The 14,166-nt window shown below is 65.3% G+C and carries 9 protein-coding genes; 7 read left to right on the forward strand and 2 right to left on the reverse strand.

The features are described 5' to 3' along the window. Window positions 1-74: 74 nt before the first annotated feature. The gene (locus LB516_RS01460) at window positions 75-536 is read right to left on the reverse strand and encodes a MerR family transcriptional regulator (RefSeq protein ID WP_015319311.1); all 462 of its coding nucleotides are present in this window, start codon (window positions 534-536) and stop codon (window positions 75-77) included. 452 nt (window positions 537-988) lie between these two features. Here LB516_RS01460 and LB516_RS01465 point away from each other — a divergent pair, with 452 nt between their 5' ends. The 4 genes from LB516_RS01465 (at window position 989) to LB516_RS01480 (ending at window position 8,378) form a co-directional block, all read left to right on the forward strand. Continuing rightward, on the forward strand, window positions 989-5,047 hold the full coding sequence (locus tag LB516_RS01465) for a peptidoglycan-binding protein (RefSeq protein ID WP_224718782.1): 4,059 nt from the start codon (window positions 989-991) through the stop codon (window positions 5,045-5,047). Window positions 5,048-5,239: 192 nt separating this feature from the next. Next, window positions 5,240-6,163: a sulfite exporter TauE/SafE family protein gene (locus LB516_RS01470; RefSeq protein WP_015319313.1), complete on the forward strand. Its 924-nt coding sequence runs from the start codon at window positions 5,240-5,242 to the stop codon at window positions 6,161-6,163. Further along, on the forward strand, window positions 6,163-6,951 hold the full coding sequence (locus LB516_RS01475; protein WP_140614750.1) for a TIGR02186 family protein: 789 nt from the start codon (window positions 6,163-6,165) through the stop codon (window positions 6,949-6,951). Before LB516_RS01470 ends, LB516_RS01475 begins: the two co-directional genes overlap by 1 nt. A 170-nt stretch (window positions 6,952-7,121) precedes the next feature. Then, entirely contained in the window at window positions 7,122-8,378 is a 1,257-nt protein-coding gene (locus LB516_RS01480) for an Hsp70 family protein (protein WP_224718783.1), read from the forward strand. Window positions 8,379-8,380: 2 nt separating this feature from the next. On the opposite strand, the gene LB516_RS01485 is transcribed toward LB516_RS01480, so the two are convergent. Next, window positions 8,381-9,283 (reverse strand): LysR family transcriptional regulator, encoded by a 903-nt coding sequence (locus LB516_RS01485; protein ID WP_224718784.1) that lies wholly within the window; start codon window positions 9,281-9,283, stop codon window positions 8,381-8,383. 278 nt (window positions 9,284-9,561) lie between these two features. Here LB516_RS01485 and LB516_RS01490 point away from each other — a divergent pair, with 278 nt between their 5' ends. Genes LB516_RS01490 through LB516_RS01500 form a run of 3 tightly spaced genes read left to right on the forward strand, consistent with a single transcriptional unit; the run spans window position 9,562 to window position 14,165 of the window. Next, window positions 9,562-12,492, forward strand: coding sequence for a molybdopterin oxidoreductase family protein (locus tag LB516_RS01490; protein ID WP_224718785.1), 2,931 nt, complete (start codon window positions 9,562-9,564; stop codon window positions 12,490-12,492). Next, window positions 12,489-13,223 carry a 4Fe-4S dicluster domain-containing protein gene (locus LB516_RS01495; protein WP_224718786.1) on the forward strand — a complete coding sequence of 245 codons (735 nt, stop codon included), beginning with the start codon at window positions 12,489-12,491 and terminating at the stop codon, window positions 13,221-13,223. Before LB516_RS01490 ends, LB516_RS01495 begins: the two co-directional genes overlap by 4 nt. A 6-nt stretch (window positions 13,224-13,229) precedes the next feature. Continuing rightward, on the forward strand, window positions 13,230-14,165 hold the full coding sequence (locus tag LB516_RS01500; protein ID WP_224718787.1) for a dimethyl sulfoxide reductase anchor subunit family protein: 936 nt from the start codon (window positions 13,230-13,232) through the stop codon (window positions 14,163-14,165). Window position 14,166 lies beyond the last annotated feature (1 nt).

The following is a 14,166-nucleotide window of genomic DNA, read 5'->3' on the forward strand; positions in this document are numbered from 1 at the left end:
CCAGACAGCGAAAAAGCCGCGCGGCATGGCCACGCGGCTTTGTGGTGAAGGGTCCGACAGTATCGGAGGGCGGCTTAGCTCGCGACGCTCGCTTGCGGCGCCGAACGCTCGGCCAGCATCTGACGCACCGCCGACATCGAGCCGCCGAGCTCATTGATGGCGTCGTCGATCAGCGCCCGCTGCTTCTGCAGGCGAGCGAGCTGCTTTTCCGACTTGTCCAGCGCCAGCCGCAACTGCTTGGTGTTGGAACCGGTCGGATCGTAGAGGTCCATCATCTGCTTGACGTCGCGCAACGAGAACCCAACCTTGCGGCCGAGCAGGATCAGCTTCAGCCTCGCCTTGTCGCGGCGCGTATAGAGACGGGTCGAACCGTCGCGCTGGGGGTTGAGCAGGCCCTTGTCTTCATAGAAACGGAGCGTGCGCAGCGTCACGCCGTACTTCTTGGCCATCTCGCCGATGCGGGAGAGATCCTCGCCGGCTTCAACGGTTGCATTATTGGTGTTGGCCGCGGTCTCGCCGGCCGAGATAAGCTTCATGGTCACTGGCTTCCCCGTCTGGTGGCGTCGCGGTCCCGGACCATGCGTCGCCTGACTGGAAGCGGGGGCGTGCTTCCGGCCGTGGTTTCGACAAACAAATCGAAAACAGCGCAGTTGATACGCCATTTACGTTTACGTCAATTCTATACCGGTAGCCGTCTCATGACGCAAGGGCGTTCTGAGAACGGTGCTTTATGCCGCACCGGAAGTCACGTCAGCCAACTTCCTTGCAACTTCTTAAGCTTGGTTAACGCGTTGTTTACCACGTTGGGCGAAATGTGCGCGTGTCGGCTACCCGTGGTTATCCTGTATCGAATTTTCACGGTTTTTCGGAGCGCGGGGAAACCCGGGAAGCTTGTCTTCCACCGTGGCATCGAAGCGCGGTCGCCTCGTTCCGGCAGGGACTTGGGGAGCTGGCCGCAAGCCGGCCAATCTGAAAGACGGACGCACCGATGAACAGCAAGCGGTCCTACCTCGATACACTCAATGCTGGCAGGCAGCGCAAGCCGCAGACCACGCTCGAGCAGCTGAACCGCTCCCTGGAGACGCTGGAACAGCGCCTGGGGCAGACGCGCGAGGACGCGACGGCACGACCCGCGCCTCGCCAATATGGCGCCGAACCGCCTTACCCCGCCTCCGACCCGCGCTATCCCGCTGCGCAGCCGACGGCCCAGCAGCGCTGGTACGAGGATCCGCAGCCGGCACCGCGTGCGCACAACCCGGCGCCCTCCCCTGCACCCTTCGACCAGAATTATCAGGCGATCGCGCGTGACATCGACCGCGTGCGCGGCCAGGAAGACAGCGTCGCCATGGTCGGCAAGATCGCCGGCGAACTGCGCGGCATGCGCGAGGAACTGCGCCACCAGGTGACTTCAGGGCTGCAGCGCGAATTCGACGCGCTGCGCAAGGACATCGACCGCGCCTTCCAGTCGAACGCCAAATCCGGGACATCGGGCAAGGGCAGCGCCGAACTCGGCGTGGAATTCGAGCGGCTCTCCGGCGCCATCAAATCGCTGTCGGAGAAGAGCGACGACAGGAGCGTCAACCTGCTGCGACTAGAACTCGAACAGGTCAAGGCCGCGCTCGACACGCTGGCGCGCGAGGAGAGCGTGCAGAAGGTCGACCGCCGCTGGGACGAGTTCGACCGCCGCTGGACGGCCTTCGAGGACCGCGTCGACGCCGACCAGCGCAAACGCTCCGACGACCCCGCCCTTGCCGCCTTGACCGACCGGCTGGAGCAGATCAGCAACGCCGTCAACAACCTGCCGGAATCGCTGTCCCTGCGCTCACTGGAGGAGAAGGTCCGCACGCTGGCCGGGGCGGTCGACCATTTCGCCAGCCAGCAGGACAATCGCGGCGGCGGCACGCTGGCCATGATCGACGAGCGGCTGGACGAGATTTCCCGCGCCATCGTCGCCTCGACAGTCGCCGCACAGGCGAATTCAGTCGACCACGAATCCTTCGAGCGCATCGAGAAGCGGATCGACTCGCTCGCCCAGCAGATCGAGGAAGTGGCGCAGGACCGTCCCGCAAATGTCGTGATCGACCGGCTGAACACGCTGTCGAGCCGGGTCGACGACCTCGCCGGCCGCGCCAACCTGCCCGAGCAGGCGATGGAACGGCTCGCCAAGCAGATCGCGCTGATCGCCGACAAGATCGATCAGGCGCCGGCCATGCCCGACGCCGACTACATCTTCCACGGGCTGGAGCAGCGCTTCGACGTGCTGTCGGGCATGATGGAGCGGCGCCAGGGCGACGCCATCGAGCAGGGCAACATGCTGTTTCGCGATCTCGAGCGCCGGCTGGACGAGGTTGCCGACCGGCTGGACCAGCGCAGCATGCCGCAGGTCGACAGTGCCGGCATCATGGACGCCATCGACGCTCGCTTCACCGCACTGGCAAAGCGCATGGAGACACGCGCTCCCGATCCCGCCGGCGAGGCGGCGATCCGGGGCCTGGAAAGCCGGCTCGAAGATATTTCAAGCCGGCTGGACGCTTCGGCGGCCCAGGTGGCCGGCATCGATCCGGCGCTGATCCGCAGCCTGGAGGCGCAGGTCGCCGGCCTGTCGGCGCATCTTTCCAAGCCCAGCACGCCGCTGCCGGACTTCGAGGACATCAGCCCACGCCTCGACGAAATCGAAAAAACGCTGGCCGGGACCCGCGATTCCATCCTCGGCGCGGCACGTGAGGCGGCCGAGAACGCGGTGCGCTCGCTGGCCGGAACGAGCACCAATACGGCCGCGGTATCCGGCCTCGCCCAGGATCTGAAGACCCTGGAGACGCTGACGCGGCGTTCCGACGAGCGCAATTCGCGGACCTTCGAGGCCATTCACGACACACTGCTCAAGATCGTCGACAGGCTGGGCTCGCTGGAAACCAGCGACCCGTCCGAGGCGGTAAGGGAGCTCCTGGACGCGGCCTCGATCGAACCCAGTGGCTGGCGTGGCTTGCAGCGGCCCAAGATGGCCGTGAACGCACCATCCATGACCATGGACGAGCTGCCGCTGACTGGCGACATGGCCGATCTGGACGCGCGTGCCGCGGCCATAGTGCGCACCGAGCCCGGCGAGCCCGCACTGCACGTTGGAACGGGCTTGTCTCCCCGGCCGGGCACGCGCTCGCCGGCGGAAGCCGCCGCCGCCGCCGCGATGGCCGCACTCGGTTCCGACACCGCCGCCGGAAAGGACCAGCCGGCAGGCCGCAAGTCGATGTTCGGCGGACTGGCGCGGGCCTTCAAGGGCAAGAAAGCGGCGGATGTTCCGCCGCTGGCCGGCTCGGCGCCGAGCGCCGACATCCCGAGTGTCGATCTCGACGAGCCGCTCGACCCGAAGGTCGCCAACCGCCCGCTGGAGCCGGGCTCCGGCGCGCCTGACCTCAATGCCATCATGAAGCGCGTGCGCGACGAGCGCGGACAACCGGCCAAGCTCGGCGACAGCGACGCGGCGAAATCGGATTTCATCGCCGCCGCCCGGCGCGCGGCGCAGGCGGCCGCGGCCGAGGCCGACGCCCTGAAGCGCCAGTCGACGATGAAAGGCCCGGTCAAGGCGCTCAGGATAGGCGACCTGCTCAAGGCGCGGCGCAAGCCGATCCTGATGGCGGCGGCAGCGATCATGCTGGCGCTTGCCGGCCTGCAGCTCGGCAAGGCGTTCCTTTCGGATCCCGCCCAGGTGGCAAGCAACGACGCATCCCCGATCGTCGCCCCGCAGCCGGTTCAGACGGCATCTCTCGATGCCGCCAGCCAGCCGAAGACCGAAGTTCAGCCGACGGCGATGAACAGTGCGCCGGCCCGTCCGGCCAGGAAGGCCGAACAATCCGCGCCGGCCAGCAAGGACGATATGGCGGCGCGGACCGTCGTGGCCATGCCGTCTGACGCGATGCCGGACACAGCGCCCACGGCCGAGCCCACTTCGCCGGTCACGTCGGCCATGGCTTCCGGCCCGAGCGCCCCCGACGCGATGGCTTCGGCCGCGCCGGTTACTCCGATGACCGCTGCCCCGGCCATGACGGATCCGGCACCAGCCGCCGGCGCTACGCAGGCGACGGATGCCGATCTCCAAGCGGCCCCTGCCGCGCCAGTGGCGACCGAGGCGACGACCAACGACACGACTGGCGCCGTTGCGCCCATGGACAAGCCGGCGGCGACAGCCGCGATCAAGTTCGACATTCCGGCCGATGCCGGCCCGGTCGCCTTGCGTGACGCCGCCGCCGGTGGCGACGCCAAGGCGCTGTTCGAGGTCGGCTCGCGCTACGCCGAGACGCGCGGCGTCAAGGAAGACATGCCGGCTGCCGCCAAATGGTACGAGAAATCGGCGGAACTCGGCTTCGCGCCGGCTGAATACCGCATCGGCAATTTCTACGAGAAGGGCATCGGCGTCGCGCGCGACATCAAGAAGTCGAAGACCTGGTACCAGCTCGCCGCCGCGCAGGGCAACGCCAGCGCCATGCACAATCTGGCGGTGCTGTTCGCCATGGCCGCCGACGGCGCAACCGACAATGAATCGGCCGCGCATTGGTTCCAGGCGGCCGCCGACCTCGGCGTCAAGGACAGCCAGTTCAATCTTGGCATCCTCGCCGCCAAGGGCGTCGGCATGAAGCAGAACCTGGAGGAATCCTACAAATGGTTCGCGCTCGTCGCCAAGACCGGCGACAAGGATGCCGCGGCCAAGCGCGACGAGATCGCCAACGCGCTGCGGCCCGAGCAGCTCGAGCGCGCGCGCGCGGCGACCGAATTGTGGAAGGCCAAGCCGCTCAACGCGGCGGCCAATTCGGTGGACATTCCCGAATCCTGGCAGGAAGGCACGCCGCAGACGACGGCCGGCATCGACATGAAGAAGGCGGTCAAGAACATCCAGCTCATCCTCAACAAGAACGGCTATGACGCCGGGGGCGCCGACGGCGTGATGGGCGGGAAGACCAAGAACGCGATCATCGCTTTCCAGACCGACAACAAGCTGCCAGCGACGGGCGCGGTCGACGAGAAGCTGGTCAAGGCATTGCTGGCGCGCAAATAACGGCAGAAGCGTCGTTTCCACGACGCCCTTGCCTTACATTTGCCTGTTAACTGATTGAGTTGTTTTTTGTTTCGGCGCGGTGACGGGGTTTGGTCCCGCTGCCGCGTCGGCGCAAGAGAAAATTGGCTTTTCGATGCGATAGTGCCCGCAGCGGCTTTATTCGCCGACAGGCAAACTGATCGAGACAGACGGGTGGGCATCTATCTCCCGATCGCGGAAATTTCCGTCAACGTCTTCGTGCTGCTGGCCATGGGCGCCGCGGTGGGCTTCCTGTCGGGCATGTTCGGGGTGGGCGGCGGCTTCCTGATCACGCCGCTCTTGATCTTCTACAACATCCCGCCGGCGATCGCGGTCGCCACCGGCGCCAACCAGGTTATTGCTTCTTCCGTCTCCGGCGTGTTGTCGCACATGAAGCGAGGGACGCTCGACTTCAAGCTCGGCAGCGTGCTTCTGGCCGGCGGCGTCGTCGGCTCAACCGGCGGCATCTATGTGTTCGGCTTCCTGCGCAGGCTCGGCCAGCTCGACCTGTTCATCTCGCTGCTCTACGTCGTGCTGCTCGGCACCGTCGGCGGGCTGATGCTGGTCGAGAGCATCAACGCCCTGCGCGCCACGCGCAGCGGCGCGGCACCGGTGCTGAAGAAATCCGGCCAGCACAACTGGATCCACCGCCTGCCGCTGAAGATGCGCTTCCGCGCGTCGAAACTGTTCGTCAGCGTCATTCCGGTGCTCGGGCTTGGTGCCGGCATCGGCTTCCTGTCGTCGATCATGGGTGTCGGCGGCGGCTTCATCATGGTGCCGGCGCTGATCTATCTCTTGAAAGTGCCGACCAATGTCGTCATCGGCACCTCGCTGTTCCAGATCATCTTCACCTCCGCCTATACGACGCTGGTTCACGCCACCACAAACCAGACCGTCGATGTGATGCTGGCATTCCTGTTAATGGCCGGCGGCGTGGCTGGGGCGCAATATGGCGCCAAGGCCGGCCAGCGGCTGCGCGGCGAGCAATTGAGGGCGCTCCTGGCGCTGCTGGTGCTGGCGGTGGCGATCCGGCTTGCCACCGATCTGTTCGTCACGCCGCCAAACCTTTATTCGCTGTCCGGCCTGGGCCTCAACTGATGAATGGCCTGAAAGCGCTCGCAGCCGTCGCTCTCCTGTCCCTGATCGCCGCCGCGCCGGCGAAGGCGCAGACGCCGCTGACGGAAGGCATCCAGATCGGCCTTTCCACCGACGCGGTGTCGATCACCGCCGGTTTTTCCGGCGCCGACCTGACCATCTTCGGTTCGCTGGAAAATCCCGACCCGCTGGTCGCACGCCAGGGCCGTTACGACGTCATCGTCGTGCTCGAAGGGCCGCCGAAACCGGTGGTCGTGCGCCGCAAGGACCGGGTGCTGGGCGTCTGGGTCAATTTGGATTCCGAGACCTTCGAGAACGTGCCGGTGTCCTATTCGGTCGCGACGACGCGGCCGCTGCAGGACATCACCGAACCCAACAGCTACAAGCAGCTGTCGCTCGGCGCCTCCAACCTCTATATGCAGCCCGCCGAAGCCGGTGACAGCCCGGCGACGATCGAGGAATTCACGGCCGCGTTGCGCGAACGCAAGGCCGCCGCCGGCCTCTACAGCGAGAATGTCGGGGGCGTGCAATTCCTGTCGCAGAACCTGTTTCGCGCTACCGTCAGGCTGGCGCCTGATGTCTCGGTCGGCACGCACAAAGCACGCGCATTCCTGTTCAAGAGCGGCCTATTCGTCAAGGAGAGTTCGGCGCAGCTCGAAATCCGCAAATCGGGCTTCGAACAATCGATCTTCCGCGTTGCCCACGACTATTCGTTCCTCTACGGCGTGTTCGCCGTATCGCTGGCCATGGTGACGGGCTGGCTCGGCCGGCTGGTGTTCCGCAAGGATTGATGCCGCGGGAAAAGAGGGTTCCCCTTTTCGCCGCCATGCGATAAACCGCCGCCTCCCAACCCAGGGGCAAACAAGCACATACCGTTCGCCAGGAGCGGTCCGGCATCCCGATGACAGCGGCGACGCGTCGCCGCTGTTTTGCCGCCATGAAACAATGACAGGAGGCTGCGATGCATCAGGCATTCGGCGGCATCGACTTCGGCACGTCCAATTCCACGGTGGGCGTCATCCGCAACGGCAAGGCGCGGCTGGTCCCGCTGGAGGGCGGGCAGCCCACTTTGCCAAGTGCCGTGTTCTTCAATTTCGAGGACGGCCATACTTATTTCGGCCGCCGCGCGATCGGCGACTATACCGACAGCATCGAAGGCCGCCTGATGCGCTCGTTGAAGAGCGTGCTCGGCAGTTCGCTCGCCCACGAGAAGACGCGGATCAAGGCACGCCAGATCGGCTTCATCGACATTATCGGCCTGTTCATCGGTCATCTGAGGACGCGGCTGGAAGAGGACGGCGGCGGCGTGGTGGAGAGCGTGGTGCTCGGCCGCCCGGTGCAGTTCGTCGATGACGACGCGCAAGCCGACGCGGAGGCGCAAGGCGAACTCGAGAAGGCTGCCCGTGCCCAAGGCTTCAAGCACATCGCTTTCCAGTTCGAACCGATCGCGGCGGCGCTCGATTACGAGCAGAAAGTGACACGCGAGGAACTGGCGCTGATCATCGACATGGGCGGTGGCACGTCCGACTTCTCCATCGTGCGGGTCTCGCCGGAGCGCGCGCGATCGACCGATCGCAAGGACGACATCCTGGCCAGCCGCGGCATCCATATCGGCGGCACTGATTTCGACCGTCTGCTGAGCATCGCCCATGTCATGCCGCAGCTCGGCTACCTCTCCGCGACCAAGGACGGCAAGCGCAATCTGCCGGCCAGCTACTTCATCGATCTCGCCACATGGCAGCGCATCAATCTGGTCTACACCGCCAAGGCGATGACGCATCTGCGCCAGATCCGCTACGAGGCCGCGCGCGCCGACCTGGTCGACCGCTTCATCCATATCGTCGAGCACCGCTACGGGCACGCGCTGGCGGCGCTGGTCGAGAAGGCCAAGATAGAGCTGACCGACATGTCATCGGCGGACGTGGCGGTGACGCTGCCGGGCGCGGCGTTCGCCGCCGGGATCACACGCGACGGGCTGGAGGCGACGATCGCTCGGGACATCGAGCGGGTTACCGAAACGGTGGCACAGACCATCCGCGACGCCGGGGTCAAGCCCTCCGACATCACCGCGGTGTTCCTGACCGGCGGATCGACGGCGATCCCGCTGGCAAGGCGGGAAATCCTGTCGCTGGTGCCGCGGGCTTCCGTCATAGAAGGCGATATGTTCGGATCGGTCGGGCTCGGCCTGGCGCTCGATGCGCAGCGGAAGTTCGGCTGAACCTACCCCAACGTAGACCCGTTCGCCTCCGCGGCCAGATGCGCCTTCAGCGCCATCTGGGCCAGGCTTGCCTGACGGTCGCGATGGGTGATCATGGCGAAGTCGCGCTTCGGCAATTCGATCGGCACGGCTCTCAGGCTCCCTTCGGCGACCGCGCGCCCGACGACCAGCTCTGAAATGATGGTCGCGCCGGCTCCCGCCTCGACAGCCTGGCGAACCGCCTCGTTGCTGGGCAGCACCAGGAATATCCTGAGGTCGGCAAGCGAAATCCCCTCGCGGCGCGCCAGGTCCTCCAGCACCTCGCGCGTGCCGGAGCCGCCCTCGCGGATTATCCAGCGCAGGCCGGTGATGTCAGGGCGGCCCGGCGCGGTTTCGGCGATCTCTGGATGGGAGCTGGCAACGACCAGCATCAACCGGTCGGTATCGACCTTGACGCGGCGCAATAAGTCGGACTCGGTGCGCCCTTCGACCAGGCCGAGATCGGCGGTTCCATCCAGCACGCTGGCCTCGACCTGCCTTGTGTTGCCGATGGTGACGCTCAGCCTGACGGCCGGATAGGCCTCGTGGAAAGAGGCCAGCCGGCGCGGCAGCCAGTAGCTGGCGATGGTCAGGCTGGCGGCGATGGAGAGGCTGCCGGCGACCGTCTGCGAAACATGTTCCAGGACATTGCGCGCGGCGGCGGCCCGCTCCAGCACGGCCTTGGCCTCCGGCAGGAACCGATGGCCGGTCTGAGCCAGCTCGATGTTGCGGCCGACGCGGTTGAACAGATGGACACCATGCTGCTCTTCCAGAGCGCGAATGGCCGCCGACGCGGCCGACTGGGAAATGCCCAGGAGCTCCGCCGCCTTGGTCATGTGGCCGCGCTCTGCGACGGCGACGAAAATGCGCAACTGATCCAGGGTCATGCCTGTATTAAGAACCAATATCGATCGAATTTACAAGAACAACTGATTAGACGGATCGATAGCTTTATTCTACTTTTTCGTCGGAAGTTAGAAAAAATTAGCCTGCAGGTCGCAAAGAGCAAAATGATCGGGCGGTTCAGGTCCCTGCTTGCGCATTGGAGCCGCGGTATAAGGCGACGGCTGGCCGGTGATCGCTACCATCCCGAAGAACATTATATGCGCGGCCCCGGGCCGAAGACGCGGGCCAAATCCCCTGGCCGCGCGAGCACCACGGGATCATGATGCAAGGACCGCCGCGCGGCGCCAATTCAGCCCCCTCGCAACGCCCGCTTGCCGACACGCGGGCGCCCGATGAAGGCGACGGTGTCGACACCTCGCCTGATGTTTCCGACAGCATCGCCAAGACGACCTGCTACATGTGCGCCTGCCGCTGCGGCATCGACGTGCACATCAAGGACGGCAAGGTCCGCTACATCAACGGCAACAAGGATCATCCGGTCAATCGCGGCGTGATCTGCGGCAAGGGCAGCTCCGGCATCATGCAGCACTACAGCCCGGCCAGGCTGAAGAAGCCATTGCTGCGCACCGGGCCGCGCGGCTCGGGTGAGTTCCGCGAGATCGAGTGGGAGGAGGCCTTCTCGATCGCCACCGAGCGGCTGTCGAATATCCGCCGGACCGATCCTAAAAAACTCGCCTTCTTTACCGGGCGCGACCAGTCGCAGTCCTTGACGGGCTGGTGGGCGAGCCAGTTCGGCACGCCGAACTTCGCCGCCCATGGCGGCTTCTGTTCGGTGAACATGGCGGCGGGCGGGCTCTACACGATCGGCGGCTCGTTCTGGGAGTTCGGCGAGCCCGATTGGGACAACACGAAATACTTCATGCTGTTCGGCGTTGCCGAGGACCATGATTCCAATCCGATCAAGATCGGACTGGGCAAGCTCAAGGCGCGCGGCGCCAAGGTGGTGTCGATCAATCCATGCCGGACCGGCTACAATGCGATCGCCGACGACTGGATCGGCATCCGGCCCGGCACCGACGGCCTGTTCGTGTTCGCGCTGATCCACGAACTCTTGAAAGCCGGCCGCGTCGATCTCGATTATCTGCTCCGCTACACCAACGCGCATGTCCTGGTTATCCAGGAGCCGGGCGCGGCCGATGACGGGCTGTTCATGCGCGACAGCGACGGCAATCCGCTGGCATGGGACAGAGTGGCGAAGCGCCCGGTGAACGCCACCGATGCCGACACCAAACCGGCACTGACCGGCAGCGTCACGGTCGACGGGCGCAGGTGCCTTCCCGTGTTCCAGCTGATTGCAGACCGCTACATGGACGTCAGCTATTCTCCCGATGCGGTCGCGGAGCGTTGCGGCATCTCCGCCGGAACGATCCGCCGGATCGCCGCCGAACTGGCCCATGTCGCCTTCGAGCAGGCGATCGAACTGCCGGTCGCATGGACCGACTGGGCCGGACGGCGGCACGAGACGATCACGGGACGGCCGGTTTCGATGCATGCGATGCGCGGCATCTCGGCCCATTCCAACGGCTTTCACACCTGTCGCGCCATCCACCTGCTGCAGGTTCTGCTGGGCACGGTGGACGTGCCGGGCGGCTTCCGCTTCAAGCCGCCCTATCCCAGGTCGGCGCCGCCCGGCCCGAAGCCCTGCGGCAAGGATGTCAGGCCGATGACGCCGCTCGACGGCATGCCGCTCGGTTTCGTCTGTGGACCCGACGATCTGCTGGTCGACGAAGCGGGCACGCCGCTGCGCATCGACAAGGCCTATTCCTGGGATTCGCCGCTTGCGGCGCATGGGCTGATGCACACAGTCATCCGCAACGCCTGGGCCGGCGATCCCTACCCGATCGACACGCTGATGATGTACATGTCGAACATGGCCTGGAATTCCTCGATGAACACCGTCGAGACCATGGCCATGCTCACCGACCATGACGAAGCGGGCAACTACAAGATCCCCTTCATCATCTATTCCGATGCCTACTACTCCGAGACCGTGCCGTTCGCGGACCTGGTCCTGCCCGACACCACCTATCTAGAGCGTCATGACTGCATCAGCCTGCTCGACCGGCCGATCAGCCATGCCGACGGGCCGGGCGACGCCATTCGCCATCCGGTCGTCGAGCCCGACCGCGACGTCAGGCCCTTCCAGTCGGTGCTGATCGACCTCGGCGCGCGGCTTGGCCTGCCCGGCTTCGTCGATGACGAAAGCTCGCCGAAGTACCGCGACTATGCCGACTATATCGTCAATCATGAACGCACGCCCGGCATCGGCCCGCTCGCAGGCTGGCGCGGCAAGGACGAAAACTCGATCGGCAAGGGCGACGTCAATCCCAACCAGTTGCAACGCTACATCGACAATGGCGGGTTCTGGCACCACGATTTCACCGAGGACCAGCGCTACTACAAGATGGCCAACCGCTCCTATCTCGACTTCGCGGTGCAACTGGGCTTCATCCCCAAGGCCGAGCCGATCGTCTTCCAGCTCTATTCCGAACCGATGCAGCGTTTTCGGCTGGCCGCGCGTGGCCATGGCCGGGTGGTGCCGCCCGAAAGCGAACGCAAGCGCGTCGAGACCTACATGGACCCGCTGCCGTTCTGGTACATGCCGTTCGAGGAAGCGTCCGTCGACCAGGAAGAATACCCGCTGCACGCGCTGACGCAGCGGCCCATGCACATGTACCATTCCTGGGGTTCGCAAAATGCGTGGTTGCGGCAGATCACCAGCCAGAACCGGCTGTTCGTGCATCAGCAAACCGCCGCCGGGCTCGGCCTTGGCGACGACGACTGGGTGTGGGTCGAGAGCATCAACGGCAGGGTCAAGGGGCAGATCAAGCTGGTCGAAGGGGTCAACGAAAGCACGGTGTGGACCTGGAACGGGATCGGCAAGCGACGCGGCAGTTGGGGGCTGAAAGACGATGCCGCCGAAAGCAATCGCGGCTTCCTGCTCAACCACATCATCGGAGACCAGACCTTGGCCGACGCGCAGGGCAAGCGTTATTCGAATTCCGATCCGGTCACGGGACAGGCGGCGTGGTTCGATCTGCGCGTGCGCATCGTCAAATGCGCGGCGGAGGAGGCCGGCTTCACCGAACCGCAATTCGAGCGTTTTCAACAGCCGCCGCATTTCGGACCCTCGCCCGACAAGCTCACTTTCGGCGCCGGGTTTCGGCAGGCAAGAGAGGCAACCGAATGACCTGTCTTCCAAGTCCAGGCGGCAAGAAGCTTGGCCTCGTCATCGACCTCGACACCTGTGTCGGCTGCCAGGCCTGCGTCACCGCTTGCAAGGAATGGAACACCGGCGGCCACATGGCGCCGCTGACCGACATCGACCCCTATGGCGGCCATGTCGACGGGGTCTGGTTCAACCGCGTGCACAGTTACGAGCACATCACCGAGATGGGTGGGCGCACGGTCAACTTCCCGCGCTCCTGCCTGCATTGCGAGACGCCGGCCTGCGTCACCGTCTGCCCGACCGGCGCCTCCTACAAGCGCGCGTCGGACGGCATCGTGCTGATCGACGAGGACAAGTGCATCGGCTGCAAATTGTGCAGCTGGGCCTGCCCTTACGGCGCGCGCGAATTCGATGGCGATGTCGGGGTGATGAAGAAATGCACGCTCTGCGTCGACCGCATCTATAACGACAACCTGGCCGAGGGGGACCGCGTGCCGGCCTGCGTCGCCGCCTGCCCGACCAGCGCCCGGCATTTCGGCGACCTCGGCGATCCCCAATCCCCCGTTTCGCAACTGGTGGCGGACCGCGGCGGTGTCGACCTGATGCCCGAACTCGGCTATCGCCCGACCAACAAATACCTGCCGCCGCGCGCTCACACGCAACGCGCCGCATCGGTGACCGCTCCCGCGCTGGAGCCGCTACGGGCCGAGGGCGGTTTCCTTGGCTGGGTCGACCGCATGCTTTCGAGCTGACCATCCATGAATCCAGCTTTTTCGGTCGTCTTCTTCACCACCGCCACGGGTGCCGGCTATGGGCTGCTCGCGCTGCTCGGCGTGCTCGGCCCGCTCGGCTTCGTCGCGCCCGATTTCTGGCCGGGCTTCGTCGGCATGGGGCTGGCGCTCGGCCTGATCGCCGCCGGCCTGTTGTCATCGACCGGCCATCTCGGCAGGCCCGAACGTGCCTGGCGGGCGTTCTCGCAATGGCGCAGTTCATGGCTGGCGCGCGAAGGCGTTGCCTCGGTCGCCACCTTCGTCCCGGCGGGACTGTTCGGCATCGGCTGGGTCCTTCTTGGCCGGGTCGATGGATGGGTCGCTGCTGCCGGACTTCTTGCCGCGATTGGCGCCATCGTCACCGTCTGCATGACCGGCATGATCTATGCCTCGCTGAAACCCATCGCCCAGTGGCACAGCCCCTACACCTTGCCTGGCTATCTCATCTACTCGGCGATGGGCGGCTGCGTGCTTCTGAATGCCCTGCTGCAAGCATTTTCTCTCGGCTCGAAAATGCTTCTGGCGGCTTCCGCGCTGCTCACTTTGCTTGGCTGGGGCTGGAAGCTGGCGACCTGGCGCCACAACGACCGGCTTGAAATCCCGACCAATGCCAACACCGCGACGGGGCTGACCGGTGGCACGGTGCAGTCGCTGGAGTGGCCGCATACGGAAGAAAACTACCTGCTCAAGGAAATGGGCTTTCGCATCGCGCGCAAGCACAGCGCAAAGCTGCGCCGGATCACGCAGGCGCTGGCCTTCGGTTTGCCCATCCTGTTGCTGCTTGCCGCCTTCGCCTTGCCGTGGCCGCTCGCGGCGGCGCTATCGGCGCTGGCCGCGATCGCCCAGTTTGCCGGCATGCTGGTCGAACGCTGGCTGTTCTTCGCCGAAGCGAAGCACACGGTCATGCTCTATTATGGGCGATAGA

The organism is Mesorhizobium sp. CO1-1-7, assembly GCF_020164885.1.
GTDB lineage: Bacteria > Pseudomonadota > Alphaproteobacteria > Rhizobiales > Rhizobiaceae > Mesorhizobium > Mesorhizobium australicum.

Bases quoted from the DNA above. Each gene is read 5' to 3' on its own strand.
- LB516_RS01460 (WP_015319311.1), bottom strand. From the start codon at position 536: ATGAAGCTTATCTCGGCCGGCGAGACCGCGGCCAACACCAATAATGCA.
- LB516_RS01465 (WP_224718782.1), top strand. From the start codon at position 989: ATGAACAGCAAGCGGTCCTACCTCGATACACTCAATGCTGGCAGGCAG.
- LB516_RS01475 (WP_140614750.1), top strand. From the start codon at position 6,163: ATGAATGGCCTGAAAGCGCTCGCAGCCGTCGCTCTCCTGTCCCTGATC.
- LB516_RS01480 (WP_224718783.1), top strand. From the start codon at position 7,122: ATGCATCAGGCATTCGGCGGCATCGACTTCGGCACGTCCAATTCCACG.
- LB516_RS01485 (WP_224718784.1), bottom strand. From the start codon at position 9,283: ATGACCCTGGATCAGTTGCGCATTTTCGTCGCCGTCGCAGAGCGCGGC.
- LB516_RS01490 (WP_224718785.1), top strand. From the start codon at position 9,562: ATGATGCAAGGACCGCCGCGCGGCGCCAATTCAGCCCCCTCGCAACGC.
- LB516_RS01495 (WP_224718786.1), top strand. From the start codon at position 12,489: ATGACCTGTCTTCCAAGTCCAGGCGGCAAGAAGCTTGGCCTCGTCATC.
- LB516_RS01500 (WP_224718787.1), top strand. From the start codon at position 13,230: ATGAATCCAGCTTTTTCGGTCGTCTTCTTCACCACCGCCACGGGTGCC.